The sequence below is a fragment of the Pseudosulfitobacter pseudonitzschiae genome (genome assembly GCF_002222635.1).
Taxonomy (GTDB): Bacteria; Pseudomonadota; Alphaproteobacteria; order Rhodobacterales; family Rhodobacteraceae; genus Pseudosulfitobacter; species Pseudosulfitobacter pseudonitzschiae_A.
On record NZ_CP022415.1, the window covers coordinates 1,309,963 to 1,327,229 of the forward strand.

Consider the following 17,267-nt stretch of genomic DNA (forward strand, 5'->3'; position numbering starts at 1 on the left):
CAGAGCCCCGCTGCACCCCGTTTAGGCCGCCAGTTCAACCCAGACCGGAACGTGATCCGACGGCTTTTCACGCCCGCGCACATCACGGTCGATGCCCGCATCGGTCATCATGTCCGCCACCGCTGCCGACATCAGGACATGGTCGATGCGGATGCCGTCGTTGCGGTTCCACGCGCCAGCCTGATAGTCCCAGAATGAATACTGACCGGGGCGCGGATCGCGGGTGCGGAAGGCTTCTGTCAGGCCAAGGTTCAGAATACGACGGTAGGCCTCGCGCGATTCCAGCCGGAACAACGCGTCCTCGCGCCACGCGTCGGGCCGCGCGGCGTCTTCGGCTTGGGGGATGATGTTGTAATCGCCCGCCATCAGGAAAGGCATTTCCTCGGCCAGCAAAGCCTCGGCACGTTGCTGCATACGGGCCATCCATGCCAGTTTATAGTCGTATTTCGGCCCCGGCACCGGATTACCATTGGGCAGGTACAGCCCGCACAGGCGCACCGCGTGATGTTCGCCCACAACTGTCGCTTCGATCCAGCGGGCTTGTTCGTCGCTGTCATCACCGGGCAGGCCGCGGGTGACATCCTCAAGCGGCAGTTTCGACAGGATGCCGACGCCGTTGAACGACTTTTGCCCGTGAACCTCGACGTTATAGCCACGCTCTTCGAACAGCTCGCGGGGGAAACCTTCGTCGACGGATTTGATCTCTTGCAGCAGCACCACATCGGGCTGCGCTTCGTCCAGCCAGTCGGGCAGGGCTGCCGCGCGTGCCTTGATGCCGTTGATGTTGAATGTGGCGATTTTCATCTGCTGGCCCTCTGCGCTGCCGGTCGGTTGGGTGGTTGGATCAGCTATCGCCGATCCCGCCGCAGGGGGCAAGCAGGTGGGTCACATCGAGAACGAGGTGCCGCAGCCGCAGGCGCTGGTGGCGTTGGGGTTGTCGATGACGAACCGCGCGCCGATCAGCTCTTCGGAAAAGTCGATCACCGCGTTGGCCAGAAACGGCAGCGACACGGAATCGACTACAACTTTCTGGCCATCGCTTTCCAGCACCAGATCGTCGTCTTTGGGGGCATCCAGCGCGATTTCGTACTGGAATCCCGAGCATCCGCCGCCCTCGACCGCGACGCGCAGCGCCTGTCCCTGACCGGCGGCACCGATCTCGGCAAGGCGGGCAAAGGCGCGGGGGGTGACTTTTGGTGGCAAATTCATAGGACTATCCTGTATTTCACAAGGTTTCCCGCCGCAGCAGGGGGTGTCATGTTCGCGTGTAACCAATATAGATACCCTAAGGACAGGCCACAAGGACCAGCCAGATGCGCGCACCCTTTGCTTCGGATCCTGCCCACGCCCGGGGACGGCGTGTGCAGGAAGAGGAAAGCACTTTTCGCTCCTGCTTTCAGCGGGACCGCGACAGGATCATTCACGCCAGCGCCTTTCGGCGGCTGAAGCACAAGACGCAAGTGTTCATCGAACACGAGGGCGACTATTATCGTACGCGTCTGACCCATTCGATTGAAGTGGCGCAGGTGGCGCGCACCATATCCGGCGCGCTGGGGTTGAATGCCGAGTTGACCGAGGCCGTTGCATTGGCGCACGATCTGGGCCACACGCCGTTTGGCCACACCGGAGAGGATGCGCTAGGCGTGCTTATGGCCCCCTATGGCGGCTTCGACCACAACGCGCAAGCCATCCGTATCGTCACCCATCTGGAACGGCACTATGCCGAGTTCGACGGGCTGAACCTGACATGGGAAACGCTGGAAGGCATCGCCAAGCACAACGGCCCGGTGACCGGTGATATCCCATGGGCGCTGGAGGCCTATTGCCGCGATCACGATCTGGAGTTGCACACATTTGCCAGCGCCGAGGCGCAGGTGGCCGCGATTGCGGATGACGTGGCCTATAACCACCACGACCTGCACGACGGGCTGCGCGCCGAGCTGTTTTCGACGGACGAACTGGCGGAGCTACCCATTCTCAAAGACAACTTTGCCGCTGTCGATGCGCTCTATCCCGATCTGAACTACTACCGCCGCCGCCACGAGGCGCTGCGCCGGTTCTTTGGCGTGCTGGTCGAGGATGTAATCAATTTTGCGCGCACCCGTCTGAACGAGATTGATCCGCAATCGGTGACGGATGTGCGGATGGCGGGGCAAACCGTGATCCGCTTTTCGGACGAGGTGTTTCGGGATCTCAAGGTGATCCGCGCGTTTCTGTTCGACCGGATGTACCGTGCACCGTCGGTGGTAAAGATGCGCGCCGAAGTAACGCAGGTGGTAGAAGAGTTGTTTCCGTTCTTTATGGCGCATACCGATCATCTGCCCAAGCAATGGCGCAAGGATGTGGACGAGGTGGACAGCGAAACCGCGCTGGCCCGCATCGTCAGCGATTACATTTCGGGAATGACCGACCGCTTTGCATTGCAAGAACATGCGCGGCTGATTGGCGGATAGCGGGTTTGGGGGCCAGCCCCCTTTCCCCCGGGGATATTTGCCTGCCAAAAGAAGACAGGCAGGCGTAAGTCACGCACAGAGATTGACCACATGCGCAAAGGTGCTACACCCGCGCAAACCTAAGACATGGACCTGACCGATGAACCTTTTTGCCGAAATCCGCGCGCTTGTGATCCAGAACCTGGAAGCCATGCAGTCCGAGGGCGTATTGCCCGACGGGTTGGATCTGGGGAACGTCACGGTCGAACCGCCGCGCGATGCGGCACATGGTGACATGGCAACCAATGCGGCGATGGTGCTGGCCAAACCCGCCGGATTGAAGCCGCGCGATATTGCGGATGCGTTGGCCGGACGGTTGGTGGCGGATGACCGTATTGTCAGCGCGGATGTGGCGGGTCCGGGGTTTTTGAACCTGCGGCTGGCGCCTGTGGTTTGGCAGGGCGTCGTTGGCGACGTGCTGGCGGCGGGTACGGGTTTTGGACGCTCTGACATGGGGCAGGGCCGCAAGGTCAACGTGGAATATGTCAGCGCCAATCCCACGGGTCCGCTACACGTGGGCCACACACGGGGCGCTGTTTTTGGCGATGCGCTGGCGTCCTTGCTGGATTTTGCAGGCCACAAGGTCACGCGTGAATATTACATCAATGACGGGGGCGCGCAGGTCGATGTGCTGGCACGGTCTGTCTATCTGCGCTATCTCGAAGCGCACGGGCAGGAGGTGGCCTTTCCTGACGGCACCTATCCCGGTGACTATCTGATTGATGTGGGCCAAGCGCTGAAAGACAAGGTGGGCGACACCTATGTCGGTCAGGACGAAGACGTCTGGCTGGAAGACATCCGCAACTTTTCCACCGATGCGATGATGGATCTGATCCGCTCCGATCTGAAATCGCTGGGCGTGGAAATGGACGTTTTTTATAGCGAAAAATCGCTGTATGGTACGGGTCTGATCGAAGCCGCGATCGAAGATCTGAAGTCCAAGGGACTGATCTATGAAGGCGTGCTGGAGCCGCCAAAGGGCAAGAAGCCCGAAGATTGGGAGCCGCGCGAGCAGACGTTGTTCCGCTCGACCGAGCATGGTGACGATGTGGACCGTCCGGTGATGAAATCGGATGGCGCGTGGACCTATTTTGCGCCTGACATTGCCTATCATTATGACAAGGTGCAGCGCGGGTTTGACGCGTTGATCGATGTCTTTGGTGCTGACCACGGCGGCTATGTGAAACGGATGAAGGCGGCGGTTTCGGCGCTGTCGGGCGGCACTGTGCCGCTGGACATCAAGCTGTGCCAGTTGGTGAAACTGTATAAAAATGGCGAACCGTTCAAGATGTCCAAACGGGCAGGGACATTTGTGACTCTGCGCGATGTGGTCGATCAGGTGGGCCCGGATGTGACCCGCTTTGTGATGCTGACGCGCAAGAACGACGCCTCGCTGGATTTTGATTTTGACAAGGCCGTCGAGCAGAGCCGCGAGAACCCCGTATTCTATGTGCAATATGCCCACGCGCGGGTGAATTCGGTTCTGCGCAAGGCAGCCGACGCGGGCATCGACACAAATGCCACACCCGATCTGGCACTGCTGGACCATCCCGCCGAGCTGGCGCTGGCGGGCAAGCTGGCCGAATGGCCGCGTCTGGTCGAGACGGCTGCACGCAGCAACGAGCCGCACAGGGTGGCGTTTTACCTTTATGAGCTGGCCGGTGATTTCCACGGGTTGTGGAATAAGGGCAACGATGAAACCACCCTGCGCTTCATTCAGGAAGACGACCACGCGGGCAGTGTTGCAAAAATCGCGCTGGCGCGTGCCGTTGCGATTGTAATTGCGGCTGGCCTTGGTATTCTTGGTGTCACACCGGCTGATGAAATGCGCTGAAATAACAGCGCCGCAGCCTTTGAGCAGGCAATGTGACAGTAGATCGGCGCGGCGACGTATCGTGCTGGCAGCGAGGCAGAAATGGCAGACGTTTACGACACCCAGGACTTGGGCGAAGAGAGCTATGTCGCGCAGTTTGGCGCGACGGGGCATGCAACGGCCAAATCTCTGACAAATATAACAAATATCGCAGGGGCTGTGATGTCTTTGGCGTTAATCGCGGGCGTTGGTGTCTGGGGCTACAAGCTGATGGTGCGCGACGTCAGCGGTATTCCGGTGGTGCGTGCCGTCAACGGCGACATGCGGGTGCGCCCCGAAGAACCGGGTGGCCAGTTGGCCCTGAACCAAGGTTTGTCAGTCAACGCCGTCGCTGCCGAAGGCGTGGCGCAGGCCCCTGCTGACCGCTTTGTTCTGGCACCCCGTCCGATGAAGCTTGCTGCCGAAGATACGCCGGTTCTGGCCTCGATGGTGGTGCCGGGGGTGGCATCTGCGCCACAGTCGCAACTGTCGGAGGAAGCAAACGGGATTGCCCAAGTGCCGGACGTGGCCGCCGCACTGCAATCGGGATCGGTGGACGATCTGGTTAACCGGTTGACCGACGGCGTTGAGCGTATCGACGAGGATGGCGAAGCCGCGAATATCGTCGTCAACGCCGAGGAAATTGTTCAGCCCGAACCGGTTCAGGCGGTGTTCTCGGGCCCCGGTCCACAACTGTCCTTGCGTCCCAAAGTGCGCCCCGCCAACGCCCCCGCGATGGTGATCCCCGCGCGCGCCGACGTGGTTGTTGACACGCCCATAGCCGAAATTGACGCCACCAGCCTTGCCGCTGGTACACGTCTGGTGCAACTGGGCGCATTTGACAGCCCCGAAGTTGCCCGCGAACAATGGACCCGCATCGAAGGCCGCTTTGGCGATTATCTGAACGGCAAGGCGCGCATTGTCCAAAAGGCGCAAAGCGGCGGGCGCACGTTCTATCGTTTGCGCGCGCACGGGTTTGCGGACCTGTCGGAAGCGCGTCGTTTCTGCTCGGCCCTTGTGGCAGAGGGGGCTGACTGCATTCCGGTCGTCACGCGATGAAATTCGGCGCGACCATTCTGGATGCCGACGGGTTGCGTCTGAGTTCGGACGAGATCGCGTTTTTCCGCGATGTGCTGCCCTTTGGTTTTATCCTGTTTGCGCGCAATATCGACAACCCCGATCAGGTGCGCGCACTTTGCGCCGATATGCGCAACGCCTTGGGTTATGAATGTCCGATCACCATTGATCAGGAGGGCGGGCGCGTACAGCGCCTGCGTGCCCCGCACTGGCGCGAATGGCTGCCGCCGCTGGATTTTGTCATCGCTGCGGGTGATCAGGTCGAGCGTGCTATGTATCTGCGGGGCCGTGTGATTGCCCACGAATTGCGGGCCATCGGGGTCGACAGCAACTGTGCCCCGATGGTCGATGTGGCCTGCGAGAACAGCCACCCGTTCTTGCGCAACCGCTGTTATGGAACTGACGCGGCCCAAGTGGCCACATTGGGCCGTGCGCACGCGCAGGGTATGTTGGATGGCGGCGTGCTGCCGGTGGTCAAACACATTCCCGGACATGGCCGTGCCACGCAGGACAGCCATTTCGACCTGCCCACCGTTGCCGCCAGCCGTGCCGAACTGGATTCACAGGATTTTGCCCCCTTTAAGGCGTTGAACGATCTGCCGATGGGGATGACCGCGCACCTGGTTTATGACGCGATTGATACGGCCCCCGCGACCCTGTCGCCCAAGGTGATGGACGTGATCCGCAGCGACATCGGCTTTGACGGGTTGATTATGACCGACGATATTTCGATGAAGGCGCTGAGCGGGTCGCTGACCGGCCTGTCACGCGGCGCGCTGGACGCGGGCTGTGACGTGATCCTGCATTGCAACGGCACGCTGGCCGAACGGATGGAAGTGGCCGCCGCTGCGGGCGAGATGGGCGCAGAGGCGCAACGCCGCGCCGATGCGGCATTGGATGCACGTCATGCGCCCGACGACATTGACATTTCCGCCGCTGACGCCGAACTTGAGAGCCTGTTAAAATAGGGCGCTGACGGGCGCGAATGCGCATGGCTGAGAACCTTTTTGAAGAAGACAAAGTCAGCGTCAGCGAACGGCTTGCCGCCGAGGCGTTGATCGTGGATGTCGACGGCTTTGAAGGGCCGCTTGACCTGCTTTTGACCCTCAGCCGCACCCAAAAGGTGGATCTGCGCAAGATCAGCGTGTTGCAACTGGCGCACCAGTATCTGGCCTTTGTCGAAAAGGCCAAGGCGCTACGGCTGGAGCTGGCGGCGGATTATCTGGTGATGGCCGCCTGGTTGGCCTTTCTCAAATCGCGCCTGCTGTTGCCGCCGGACCCGACGGAAGAGGGCCCATCGGGCGAGGAACTGGCCGCACATCTGGCGTTCCAACTGGAGCGGTTGCAGGCGATGCGCGACGCCGCGGCGCGGTTGATGGCACGCGACCAGTTGGGGCGCGATTTCTTTGCGCGCGGTCAATCCGAAATGGTCACGCGGGTGCGCAAGGTGACCTATTCCGCCACGTTGCTGGACCTGATGCAGGGTTATGCGCGCATTCGCACCCGTGATGATTTTCGCCCCTTCGTGATGGATCGCGAGTCGGTATTCACGATGGAACAGGCGCTGGAACGGATGCGCGGGCTGATCGGCTATGCGGGCAACTGGACCGAAATTTCGACCTATCTGCCCGAGGGCTGGGACGGTGATCCGGTGCGGCGCCGTTCGGCCACGGCGTCAACCTTTGCGGCCTCTCTGGAACTGGTCAAAGAGGGGCATCTCGAGATCCGGCAATCTGAAATGTTCGCCCCGATCCAACTGCGCAAAAAGGATTAGGGTCATGTCGCAAGATATCGAACAAAAAGAAGAAAGCCTGTTTGAAGCGCCCCCGATGGCCGAACAGGAACGCATGGTCGAAGCCATTTTGTTCGCCACAGCAGAGCCGATCACCGTGCGCGAGCTTGAGGCGCGTCTGCCGCATGGCTGTGACCCTGCCGAGGCGCTGGTGTACCTGCGCAAACGCTATGAAGGGCGCGGGGTCAGTGTGACCCGCGTGGGCGACGCATGGGCCATCCGCACCGCGCCCGACCTTGGGTTTCTGATGCAAAAGGAAACGGTCGAGACCCGCAAGTTAAGCCGTGCGGCGATCGAAACGCTTGCGATCATCGCCTATCATCAGCCCGTCACCCGGGCAGAGATCGAGGAGATTCGCGGCGTCAGCGTCAGCCGAGGCACGGTCGATCAACTGTTGGAACTGGAATGGATCCGCTTTGGTCGTCGCAAGATGACACCGGGACGACCGGTGACGTTTGTGGTCACGCAGGATTTTCTGGACCATTTCGGTCTGGAAAGCGCCCGCGATTTGCCAGGTCTAAAGGAACTGCGGGCTGCGGGTCTGTTGGAAAACCGCCCGCCGCCGGGGGGTGACGTGCCGCGTGACGATGACGAAGAAGACGAAAGCGTCGAAGGTCAAAGCGAACTTTTTGAAGACTGAATCTAAGTTTTCAAGGACTATGGCCGAACAGACCTGAAATCTGCCGTAATTGTTGCTATATAGTAGGCAAAGCAGCAGGGGAGACGGCAATGAACGTCAATCAGATTATCAACATGGTCATTAAACTGGTCATGCGCAAAGCGATCAACAAAGGCATCGACGCGGGCATCAAAGGTGCCGGCAACATGGGGGCCCGACGCAAGCAGGGTCAGGATGAAGTTGATGACTATGGCCAGCCCACCGGGCAGGACGGACGCCCGCAACCCCGTGGGCAAGGGCAAGGCATGAGCAAACAACAGGTGCGTCAAGCGCGCCAGGCAGCGCGCATCGCCAAGCGCTCTGGCAAGATGTGACCCGCGCTGGGGCTTTTATGGCGCCTTGAAGTGCTTTGACAGTTTCAAACCCTGACCCTGATAGTTTGACGCAATGCCCGCGCCGTAAAGCTGCGTAGGCACGTCGGCCATTTTCTCATAGACCAGACGCCCGACAATCTGGGCGTGTTCAAGTACAAAGGGCGCTTCGTGACAGCGCACTTCCAGCACACCGCGTGAACCTGTCCCCCCCGCTGCGTCGTGGCCAAATCCGGGGTCGAAAAAGCCTGCGTAATGCACGCGGAATTCACCCACCATTGCCAGATAGGGGGCCATTTCGGCGGCGCAATCGGGTGGAATATGTACAGCTTCGCGACTGACCAGAATATAGAACGCACCGGGGTCCAGAATGATCTGGCCGGTGGCGCTGTGAACTTCTTCCCAATATTCGGCGGGCGCATAGTGGTCGATCAGGTCCAGATCAATCACACCTGTGTGCGGCTTGGCACGATAGCCCACCAGCGTGCCCGCAGTGGGGCGAAGATCAACAGAAAAGCCAAGACCGTCGTCAATCACGGCCTCACCGTCCACCAGCACCTGATCAGCGTGCAGGGCGCGCAGGGCGTCATCGTCCAGCACAGCCTGACCATCACGGAACCGGATCTGGTTCAGGCGCATACCGGGGCGCACCAGCACAGAAAACGAGCGGGGGCAAATCTCGGCATAGAGCGGGCCGGTATAACCCGGCGCGATACGGTCGAATTCGGTGCCGCCATCGGTGATCAACCGCGTCAGCAGGTCCAGCCGACCGGTCGAGGATTTGGCATTGGCCACAGCCTGAATACCATCGGGCAAGGCCAGTGACTCCATCAACGGAACCACATAGACAGCCCCTTTTTCCAGAACCGCCCCGTTGGACAGGTCAACGCGGTGCATTTCGAATTCTTCCAGACGGTCGGTAACGCGCGCACCGTGACCCGCCAGAAAAGAGGCCCGCACGCGGTAGGCGACGGTGCCCAGGCGCAGATCAAGGCTGGCGGGCTGTATCTGGGCGGGGATAATCGCGGGATCGCCCGACAAGGCGCCCTGTGCGATCATCTGTTCGATTTGTTGATTGGGAATCACGCCGGTCATATTTCGCCCTTCAGATGCACAAACCGCCCGAACCCCATTCAGGGTCGGGCGGTGTGTTGTTGGTCGGGCTAGCAGGACTCGAACCTGCGACCTTCCGTCCCCCAGACGGACGCGCTACCAGGCTGCGCCATAGCCCGACTTGAAGGGGTTCATACCCGATTTGACGGGTGCTGCAAGGGTAAATTGGCAAGAGCGTTATTCTTTACTGCGTGGCGTGTTCCCTGCGGCCATCCGGTCGCGCAAGGAGGCCAGTTGGGCCAGCAGCGGGCGCAGCGATTTTTGCTGTTCGGGTGCAATGCGTTTGACGCGGGCAAGGGTGGCCAGAAGGCTGGCGGAAACGTCGATCTGATCCTCGGCGGGGGGATCGGGGGCATCGACAACGCGCGGTTTGGGTGTGGGGGGCGTTGTCGGGGCTGCTTGCTCTGTCGTGTCTTCGTCCGCTGTCATTTTCGATGAACTGAGGAACGCGGGCACAGCGTTTTGATCCGGATTCTGGTCTGCGGGCGTGTCTTCTGGTGCAGGGTCTGTCTCTGCGGGGGCCGCTGCGATGTCAGGCTCTGCCGCCTCAACTGCTTGGTTGGCCTGTGCGCGTTCGCCTGTGTCTTCGGCAACCGCCTCATGTGTTGGTGCGTCTTCCGGCTCAGCGGTCAAATCAGAATCAGGGTTTTGCGCGGTCTCTTGCAGGTCCACTACTTCATCCGGAGTAACCGGCGGCGGGGCGGCTGCGGGTGGCTCGGATGCGAAATCAGCGTCGGGCGCATCTGCCGGTGTGTCAGGCGTTGTCGTCTTGGCCTCATCCGCGACTTCAGGCTGCGCGACGGGAGGCTCTGGCGGGGTGACGGGCGGGAAATCGACCACTTCGCCTGCCATCGGTTCCGGTTCGGGCGGGGGCGGTGCGGCAAAGGGGGCCGGAGGGATCTGCGCGCTTGCCGCGTCGATGGCCTCCATCGTGTCGTCGTCCAGCGGCAGCGACAGGTCGGACACATAGGCCATGCCCTGTTCGCGCAAAATCTTCTGGACGCCTTTGATTGTTAGCCCGTCGTCGTGCAGCAATTTGCGGATACCACCCAGCAGCAGCATGTCGACAGGGCGGTAATAGCGCCGACCGCCTGCGCGTTTGACCGGTTTGACCTGTGAAAACTTGCTTTCCCAGAACCGCAGCACATGTGCCTGCACGCCCAGCCAGTCGGCCACTTCCGAAATCGTGCGGAACGCGTCAGGCGACTTTGACATAGCCTTAGGACTTGTTTCCGGACGCGACGCGGTCTTTCATCAGATGCGACGGGCGGAAGGTCAGCACGCGGCGGGGGTTGATTGGAACCTCTTCGCCGGTCTTGGGGTTGCGGCCCACGCGGGCAGATTTGCTGCGCACCGAGAATGTGCCGAATGATGAGATTTTCACCTGTTCGCCGTCGACCAAAGCATCGGACATATGTTCCAGAACGCTTTCTACCAGTTGGGCACTTTCATTGCGCGAAAGGCCCACTTCGCGAAAAACGGCCTCGCTCAGGTCCATCCGCGTCAAAGTTTTGTCAGCCATGTCGTCCCCCTTGTTTTGACCAACCATAGGGGTCTTGGAATTTACGAGTCAATATCAATGACTTGATGCACCCCGTTGCCAAGCGGAGAATCGCAAGGATTCGAGGCATTTACCAGCGCAGAACCACCGAACCCCATGCCAGACCGCCGCCAATGGCTTCGGTAACCACCAAATCGCCCCGTTTGATCTGGCCACGCTGTTGGCCGACCGACAGCGCCAGCGGAATCGAGGCCGCCGAGGTGTTGCCGTGGTCCTGAACCGTGACAACAACGCGGTCCATCGAGATGTTCATCTTTTTGGCAGTGCCCTGAATGATGCGGATGTTGGCCTGATGCGGCACAATCCAGTCGACATCGGCAGCCGTCACACCCGCGCGGTCCATCGCGGTTTGCGCGGTGGTGGCCAGCTTTTCTATGGCGTGGCGGAACACCTGATTGCCCTGCATTCGCAGATAGCCGGTGGTGCCCGTGCTGGACCCACCATCGACATACAGCAAATCCTTGTGGCGCCCGTCCGAGTTCAGGTCGGTTGCCAGAATACCGCGATCGGCGGGGGTGCCTTGACCCTCTTGACCCTCAAGCAGCAGGGCGCCAGCCCCGTCACCGAACAGCACACAGGTGCCACGGTCGGTCCAGTCCATGATACGGCTAAAGGTTTCCGAACCGATGACCAGAACGCGGCGCGCCTGACCCGATGCGATCAGCGCGTTGGCGTTGGCCAGCGCATATACGAAACCGGCGCAAACGGCCTGAACGTCAAAGGCAAAACCGTGCGACATGCCCAGACCGGCCTGCACCATCGTGGCCGTCGATGGAAATGTCAGATCGGCGGTCGAGGTGGCAACGATGATCGCATCGACGTCCTGCGCCGTGCAGCCAGAATCGGCCAGCGCGGCCTCGGCGGCGGCGACGGCCATCGACGATGTGCTGTCATCTTCGCCCGCGAAATGGCGGTTTTCGATGCCAGAACGCGACCTGATCCATTCGTCTGTGGTGTCCAGCGTCTTTTCGAACTCGGAGTTCGGCACCACCCGCTCGGGCAGATAGTGCCCGACACCTGTGACCACGGCTCTGAGGGTCATGCGCTGTCTCCTTTTATGTTCTCGTGTTCTTGCGGCAGGACTGCTGCGACGCGTGCTGCGAGTTTGCTGTTGAACTGCGACTGGGACAGTTGCGCCGCCAGCGTGATCGCGGCTGCCACACCCAAAGCATCGGCGGAGCCGTGCGATTTTACAACCGTGCCGTTCAAACCCAGAAAAACACCGCCGTTTTTGCCACGGGGGTCGATCCGCTTTTGCAGACGGCGCAGCGATGTCAGCGCCAGCAACGAGGCGATGCGCGACAGAATTGTGTATTTGAACGCTTCTTTCAGCAGATCGCCGATCAGCTTGGCGGTGCCTTCGCCGGTCTTGATCGCCACGTTGCCGGTAAAGCCGTCGGTCACGATCACATCCGCGATGTCGCCCTGAATATCGCCGCCTTCAACGAATCCCACATAATCGAAATCGGCATTGCCTTGATAGTCGCGGATCAGTTCGTTGGCGTCTTTCAGTTCCTGACGACCCTTGTGGTCTTCGGTGCCGACATTCAGCAAACCGATACGGGGGCGGGGCAGGTTCATGCCGTTGCGCGCATAGGATGCGCCCATCAGCGCATAGCGTAGCAGGTCATCGGCATCGGCGCGAATGTCGGCGCCCACGTCCAGCATCACGTTGAACCCCTGCGGATTGCGCGAGGGCCACAGCACCGCAATCGCAGGCCGGTTCACACCGGGCAGCTTGCGCAGCCGGATCATCGACAGCGCCATCAGCGCGCCGGTGTTGCCGCAGCTTACCGCCACATCTGCCGTGCCGTCGCGCACCGATTCGATGGCGGACCACATAGAGGTGTCTTTGCCGTGGCGGACCACCTGACTGGGCTTGTCGTCCATCGTCACGACGCCCTTGGCGTCGATGATGGTGCAGCGGCCTTCCAGATTGCGACGCTTGGCGACCAGATCGGTCAGCGTCTTGGATGGGCCATGCAGGATAAAGCGAGTCTCGCGATCTTTCTTGGCGAACAAACTAAGCCCGGCAACAACGGCTGCCGGGCCCTGATCGCCGCCCATGGCATCAACAGACAGAATGGTGGACTTGGCCGCTGAGCTTTTCTGGTCCTTAGAGACCGTCATAATGCGTGCCTGTTCCGTATGTCTGAATTAGGCTGCGTCTTCGTCCAGATCGATGTCGTCGGTCAGGGCGACAATTTCGTTGTCGTCATAGTGACCGCAGGAAGCGCAAATGTGGTGCGGGCGCTTCAGTTCGCCACAGTTGGGGCATTCGTTGGGGTTCGCTGCCGTCAGCGAATCGTGGGCGCGGCGGTTGTTGCGACGCGATTTCGATACTTTGTTCTGTTGAACAGCCATGTGCTCGGCCTTTTTGTCTGTGCGGCCCTGCGCAGTGCAGGGGGTGTCGGTTACGTTGGTGCATGCAGCGTTTGGCAGCGTTTAGAATGCGGCGCAGCCCATGTCCAACCCTAAATTCCAAGAGGGCGGCAAAATACTGCGAATTGAGGTGCGCGCAAGCCGAATCTTTACAAGCATTATTCGGCCTTTTCGGGGCCGTCTTCATCGGGGGTGTCATCGTCTGTCTGAGCGCTGTCGTCAAGCTGTCCGCGCAGGGCTGCCAGACCGGCAAAGGGGCGGGCGTCTTCGTCGGTCATCGGTGTCAGCCCGTCTTCGGTAAAGATGGTCTGCTCCAGTTCGGCGTCCGGCGCACGGGGATAGAGCGGCAGGTTCAGGCTGAGCGCTTCGACCATCACGGCAGCCGGATCGATCCACGCCCCCAATGGTTCGGTGCGGTCGTCTTCGTCCATCTCGACCTCGACCTCGCCTTCGGGGGTGGTAAAGCTGTGCTGGAAAATCCGCTCGACCGGCGCATCAATGCGCGTGGTCACCGGTTGCAACGTCACGACACAGGCCTGCACCACGGTCGCACCGATCTTGCCGGTCAGCCGCCAGTCGGCGCGGCCCATCGCCTCGATCTGGCCCTCGAAGCGCAATTTGCGCAGGCCCAGCAACCCCAGCTCGGCCGCAATATCGTGCAACTCCGGCGGCTTGGGCAGCAGCGCGAACAGCATGGGCGCATTCTGCGGAAGGCTGGACACGCGCAGAGCAGTGGGGGATGGTGGTGTCGCGGACATATGGATAAGACGCTTTCGTTTCTTGAACCGGAGCCGTTCATTTAGTAAGCCAGAGCCAAAGCCGCAACCGCAAGGCCACAGAAGGGCATATAATGGGAATACGTTCCATCACACGGATTGCAGGGATCAGCCTGCTGTGCCTGACCTTGGGAGCTTGCACGCCAAGCTATCGCAATCACGGATATATACCGCCAGATGATGTGCTGAACCAGATCGTTGTTGGCGTCGACACCCGCGCCAGCGTCGAGGAAACCGTCGGACCTCCCGGAACCAGCGGTGTGGCGAACGGCGGCGGCTATTACTATGTGCGCAGCCGGATACGCACTTTTGGCTTTAAAGCGCCGGACGAGGTGGAACGTCAGGTGCTGGCAATCAGTTTTGACAGTGCGGGCGTGGTCAGCAACATCGAAACCTTCGGCCTCGAGAACGGGCAGGTGGTGCCGCTGACGCGTCGCGTGACGGAAAGCGCCGTGTCGAACAAAACGTTCCTGCGCCAGCTTCTGGGCAATCTGGGACGTATCGGCCCATCCGGGCTGGGCGGCTGACCCGTGGCAGGCCGCCACGATATGTGGAGGCTTGTATGATTTCATTGCACCGTGGCCGATATGCTGCCAGCGCCGCAACCGGAGACGCACCGGTTGCGCAGGCGCAAGCCCTGCGTGCGCTTTGCTTTGGCAAGGACGCCGATGCCGACACATTTGACGCATTGTGTACCCACATCCTGATTCACGAGGTCGCAACCGACCGGTTGGTTGCCTGTTTTCGTATGCTGCCGCTGACCGGACCCGAGATTTCGCGCAGTTATTCCGCCCAATATTATGAACTCAGCGGGCTTGCGTCCTTTGAAGGCAAGATGGTCGAAATGGGTCGCTTTTGCGTGCATCCCGACTGCCACGATCCGGATGTGCTGCGCGTGGCGTGGGGGGCGATGACGGCCTATGTCGACCGCGAAGGCGTAGAGATGTTGTTTGGCTGTTCGTCCTTTGCAGGCACCGAAACAGAAGAGTATCTGGATGCCTTCGCAGTGCTGAAGGCGCGGCACCTGGCGCCGAAACGCTGGCTGCCAAGGGTCAAGGCGCCGGATGTGTTCCGTTTTGCCGCCAAGCTGCGGCGTAAACCGGACCTGAAAAAGGCGATGCTGCGGATGCCGCCTTTGCTCAAGACATATCTGCTGATGGGCGGCTGGGTCAGCGATCATGCGGTGGTGGACCGGCAGATGAACACGCTGCATGTGTTTACCGGTGTCGAGATCGGGGCGATTCCACCGGCGCGGAAAAAACTGCTGCGGTCTGTCGCCGGTTAGGACGTGCCGAGGGGCCAGCCCCTCGGGCTCCCCGGAGTTTATCTCGCAAGATGAAGTTAGGGCGCAGTTATTTTGTGCGCCACGCGCACAGCCCGTTGACCGCGACACGGCGTGGATATAGCTGGCTGCCATGGCACGTATACCCCTTTTGCAACTGAATGAAATTTCTCTGACCTTCGGAGGCGATCCGGTGTTCGAGAACCTGTCGATGATTGTGCAACCCGGCGACCGTCTGGCGCTGGTGGGGCGCAACGGATCGGGCAAATCGACACTGATGAAGGTTGCCGGCGGACTGGTGGAACCCGACAAGGGCGAAGTCATCGCAGGCCCCGGTGTGACCGTCGGCTATATGGAGCAGGATCCGGATTTGTCGGGCTATGCCACTTTGGGCGACTTTGCATCTGCAACGCTGGACGAAGGTGAGCTGTACAAGGTCGAGCGCGCAGGCGAAGGTCTGAAGTTTGATCCGGCACGCCCCGTCGAGACGGCATCCGGCGGAGAGCGACGGCGCGCGGCGCTGGCGCGGCTGATGGCTGAAGAACCCGAACTGATGCTGTTGGACGAGCCCACGAACCATCTGGACATCGAGGCCATCGGCTGGTTGGAAAACGAGCTGAAGCAAACCCGCGCCGGTTTCATGATCATCAGCCACGACCGTGCATTTCTGCGCGCGTTGACGCGGGCAACCATGTGGATCGACCGTGGCGTTGTGCGCCGCCAGGAGAAGGGCTTTGGCCACTTCGAGGAATGGCGCGACAAGGTCTGGGAAGACGAGGACATGCAGCGCCACAAGCTGAACCGCAAGATCAAGGCCGAGGCCCGGTGGGCGGTCGAGGGAATCAGCGCACGGCGCAAGCGCAATCAGGGCCGCGTGCGTGCCTTGGGCGAATTGCGCGCCGAGCGGGCGGCGCAAATCGGTCGGCAGGGTGCCGCGGCAATGGCGCTGGATGCGGGGCCAAAATCCGGCCGCAAGGTGATCGAAGCGGAAGGCATTACAAAGGTTTACGGTGACAAGGTCATTTTGAACCCGTTCGATATTACCGTGATGCGCGGCGACAGGATCGCGCTGGTCGGCCCCAACGGCGTGGGCAAGACCACCCTGCTGAACATGCTGATCGGCAAGGAAACACCGGACAGCGGCACGATCAAGCTGGGGACCAATCTGGAAATTGCCCTGTTCGATCAGGCGCGTGCCCAGTTGGACCCTGACATGAGCCTGTGGGATTCGCTGACCGGCGACCCCGATATGCGCGTCAGTGGCAAGGCCGATCAGGTCATGGTGCGCGGCATGCCAAAACACGTTGTCGGCTACCTCAAGGAATTCCTGTTCGACGAGGCGCAGGCGCGAGCACCTGTGCGTTCGCTTTCGGGAGGTGAAAAGGCGCGGCTTTTGCTGGCCAAGATCATGGCCAAGCCCAGCAACATGCTGGTGCTGGACGAACCAACCAATGACCTGGACGTGGAAACGCTGGATCTGTTGCAGGATTTGCTGGGCCAATATGACGGCACCGTGCTGCTGGTCAGCCACGACCGCGACTTTCTGGACCGTGTGGCGGTGACCACCATCGCGCTGGAAGGCAAGGGCAAGGCCACGGTCTATGCTGGCGGCTGGACTGATTACATGGCGCAGCGCGATCAGGATGATTTTGCGGAAAGTGTTGTGAAATCAAAGCAGTCGGCGGCGCGTCAGACTGATGCGGCAACCCCTGCGAAATCCGGTCTTAGCTTTACCGAAAAGCACCGTCTTGACGTTCTGCCCAAGGAAATCGCACGGCTGGAGGCCGAGATTGCCAAGCTGGAAGAGCTGATGAGCGATCCGGACTTGTTCACCCGCGAGCCTGTGAAGTTCCAAAAGGCCACCGATGCGCTGGTGGCGCGGCATGAAAAGCTGCAGGAAGCCGAAGAAGAATGGCTGGCGCTGGAAGAAAAAGCCGAAGTCTAATGCGG

General features: G+C 60.7%; 19 protein-coding genes and 1 tRNA gene. 10 read left to right on the forward strand and 10 right to left on the reverse strand.

Annotated features, from left to right (window positions below; translation table 11 throughout):
• Nucleotides 1-21: 21 nt before the first annotated feature.
• Nucleotides 22-804 carry an exodeoxyribonuclease III gene (gene xth / locus SULPSESMR1_RS06290; RefSeq protein ID WP_089420050.1) on the reverse strand — a complete coding sequence of 261 codons (783 nt, stop codon included), beginning with the start codon at nucleotides 802-804 and terminating at the stop codon, nucleotides 22-24.
• An 81-nt stretch (nucleotides 805-885) separates the two neighbouring features.
• Nucleotides 886-1,209, reverse strand: a complete 324-nt coding sequence (locus SULPSESMR1_RS06295; RefSeq protein ID WP_089420051.1) for a HesB/IscA family protein — start codon at nucleotides 1,207-1,209, stop codon at nucleotides 886-888.
• A gap of 104 nt (nucleotides 1,210-1,313) precedes the next feature.
• On the opposite strand from SULPSESMR1_RS06295, the gene SULPSESMR1_RS06300 reads away from it, so the two are divergent.
• The 7 genes from SULPSESMR1_RS06300 to SULPSESMR1_RS06330 all read left to right on the forward strand — a co-directional run bounded on the left by SULPSESMR1_RS06300 (nucleotide 1,314) and on the right by SULPSESMR1_RS06330 (nucleotide 8,206).
• Nucleotides 1,314-2,453, forward strand: a complete 1,140-nt coding sequence (locus tag SULPSESMR1_RS06300) for a deoxyguanosinetriphosphate triphosphohydrolase (RefSeq protein ID WP_089420052.1) — start codon at nucleotides 1,314-1,316, stop codon at nucleotides 2,451-2,453.
• 139 nt (nucleotides 2,454-2,592) lie between these two features.
• Nucleotides 2,593-4,326: an arginine--tRNA ligase gene (argS, locus tag SULPSESMR1_RS06305; protein WP_089420053.1), complete on the forward strand. Its 1,734-nt coding sequence runs from the start codon at nucleotides 2,593-2,595 to the stop codon at nucleotides 4,324-4,326.
• 81 nt (nucleotides 4,327-4,407) lie between these two features.
• Entirely contained in the window at nucleotides 4,408-5,403 is a 996-nt protein-coding gene (locus SULPSESMR1_RS06310) for an SPOR domain-containing protein (protein WP_240311227.1), read from the forward strand.
• Complete coding sequence (gene nagZ, locus SULPSESMR1_RS06315) at nucleotides 5,400-6,389, forward strand: beta-N-acetylhexosaminidase (RefSeq protein ID WP_089420054.1); 990 nt, start codon at nucleotides 5,400-5,402, stop codon at nucleotides 6,387-6,389. The genes SULPSESMR1_RS06310 and nagZ overlap by 4 nt, the downstream gene beginning before the upstream one ends.
• Before the next feature lie 23 nt (nucleotides 6,390-6,412).
• Complete coding sequence (locus SULPSESMR1_RS06320) at nucleotides 6,413-7,195, forward strand: segregation and condensation protein A (RefSeq protein ID WP_089422184.1); 783 nt, start codon at nucleotides 6,413-6,415, stop codon at nucleotides 7,193-7,195.
• 4 nt (nucleotides 7,196-7,199) lie between these two features.
• Entirely contained in the window at nucleotides 7,200-7,853 is a 654-nt protein-coding gene (gene scpB / locus SULPSESMR1_RS06325; RefSeq protein WP_089420055.1) for an SMC-Scp complex subunit ScpB, read from the forward strand.
• Nucleotides 7,854-7,942: 89 nt separating this feature from the next.
• Nucleotides 7,943-8,206, forward strand: a complete 264-nt coding sequence (locus SULPSESMR1_RS06330; protein ID WP_089420056.1) for a hypothetical protein — start codon at nucleotides 7,943-7,945, stop codon at nucleotides 8,204-8,206.
• A gap of 15 nt (nucleotides 8,207-8,221) precedes the next feature.
• On the opposite strand, the gene SULPSESMR1_RS06335 is transcribed toward SULPSESMR1_RS06330, so the two are convergent.
• From SULPSESMR1_RS06335 to SULPSESMR1_RS06370, 8 genes are all read right to left on the reverse strand, one after another.
• A complete protein-coding gene (locus SULPSESMR1_RS06335) occupies nucleotides 8,222-9,298 on the reverse strand; it encodes a 2'-deoxycytidine 5'-triphosphate deaminase (RefSeq protein ID WP_089420057.1) in 1,077 nt (358 codons plus the stop codon).
• Nucleotides 9,299-9,358: 60 nt separating this feature from the next.
• Nucleotides 9,359-9,435, reverse strand: a tRNA-Pro gene (locus SULPSESMR1_RS06340).
• A 58-nt stretch (nucleotides 9,436-9,493) separates the two neighbouring features.
• The gene (locus SULPSESMR1_RS06345) at nucleotides 9,494-10,531 is read right to left on the reverse strand and encodes a MerR family transcriptional regulator (RefSeq protein WP_089420058.1); all 1,038 of its coding nucleotides are present in this window, start codon (nucleotides 10,529-10,531) and stop codon (nucleotides 9,494-9,496) included.
• Nucleotides 10,532-10,535: 4 nt separating this feature from the next.
• Nucleotides 10,536-10,838 carry an integration host factor subunit alpha gene (ihfA, locus tag SULPSESMR1_RS06350; protein WP_089422185.1) on the reverse strand — a complete coding sequence of 101 codons (303 nt, stop codon included), beginning with the start codon at nucleotides 10,836-10,838 and terminating at the stop codon, nucleotides 10,536-10,538.
• A 109-nt stretch (nucleotides 10,839-10,947) separates the two neighbouring features.
• The gene (locus SULPSESMR1_RS06355) at nucleotides 10,948-11,919 is read right to left on the reverse strand and encodes a beta-ketoacyl-ACP synthase III (protein ID WP_089420059.1); all 972 of its coding nucleotides are present in this window, start codon (nucleotides 11,917-11,919) and stop codon (nucleotides 10,948-10,950) included.
• Complete coding sequence (gene plsX / locus SULPSESMR1_RS06360; protein ID WP_089420060.1) at nucleotides 11,916-13,007, reverse strand: phosphate acyltransferase PlsX; 1,092 nt, start codon at nucleotides 13,005-13,007, stop codon at nucleotides 11,916-11,918. Before plsX ends, SULPSESMR1_RS06355 begins: the two co-directional genes overlap by 4 nt.
• A gap of 27 nt (nucleotides 13,008-13,034) precedes the next feature.
• Complete coding sequence (rpmF, locus tag SULPSESMR1_RS06365; RefSeq protein ID WP_089420061.1) at nucleotides 13,035-13,241, reverse strand: 50S ribosomal protein L32; 207 nt, start codon at nucleotides 13,239-13,241, stop codon at nucleotides 13,035-13,037.
• Between the two features lie 176 nt (nucleotides 13,242-13,417).
• Nucleotides 13,418-14,017 (reverse strand): YceD family protein, encoded by a 600-nt coding sequence (locus tag SULPSESMR1_RS06370; protein WP_089420062.1) that lies wholly within the window; start codon nucleotides 14,015-14,017, stop codon nucleotides 13,418-13,420.
• A gap of 92 nt (nucleotides 14,018-14,109) precedes the next feature.
• On the opposite strand from SULPSESMR1_RS06370, the gene SULPSESMR1_RS06375 reads away from it, so the two are divergent.
• The 3 genes from SULPSESMR1_RS06375 (at nucleotide 14,110) to SULPSESMR1_RS06385 (ending at nucleotide 17,262) form a co-directional block, all read left to right on the forward strand.
• Nucleotides 14,110-14,562, forward strand: coding sequence for an outer membrane protein assembly factor BamE (locus tag SULPSESMR1_RS06375; protein WP_089420063.1), 453 nt, complete (start codon nucleotides 14,110-14,112; stop codon nucleotides 14,560-14,562).
• A 35-nt stretch (nucleotides 14,563-14,597) separates the two neighbouring features.
• Entirely contained in the window at nucleotides 14,598-15,320 is a 723-nt protein-coding gene (locus SULPSESMR1_RS06380) for a GNAT family N-acetyltransferase (RefSeq protein WP_089420064.1), read from the forward strand.
• A 130-nt stretch (nucleotides 15,321-15,450) separates the two neighbouring features.
• A complete protein-coding gene (locus SULPSESMR1_RS06385; protein WP_089420065.1) occupies nucleotides 15,451-17,262 on the forward strand; it encodes an ABC-F family ATP-binding cassette domain-containing protein in 1,812 nt (603 codons plus the stop codon).
• The last annotated feature ends 5 nt before the right edge of the window (nucleotides 17,263-17,267 follow it).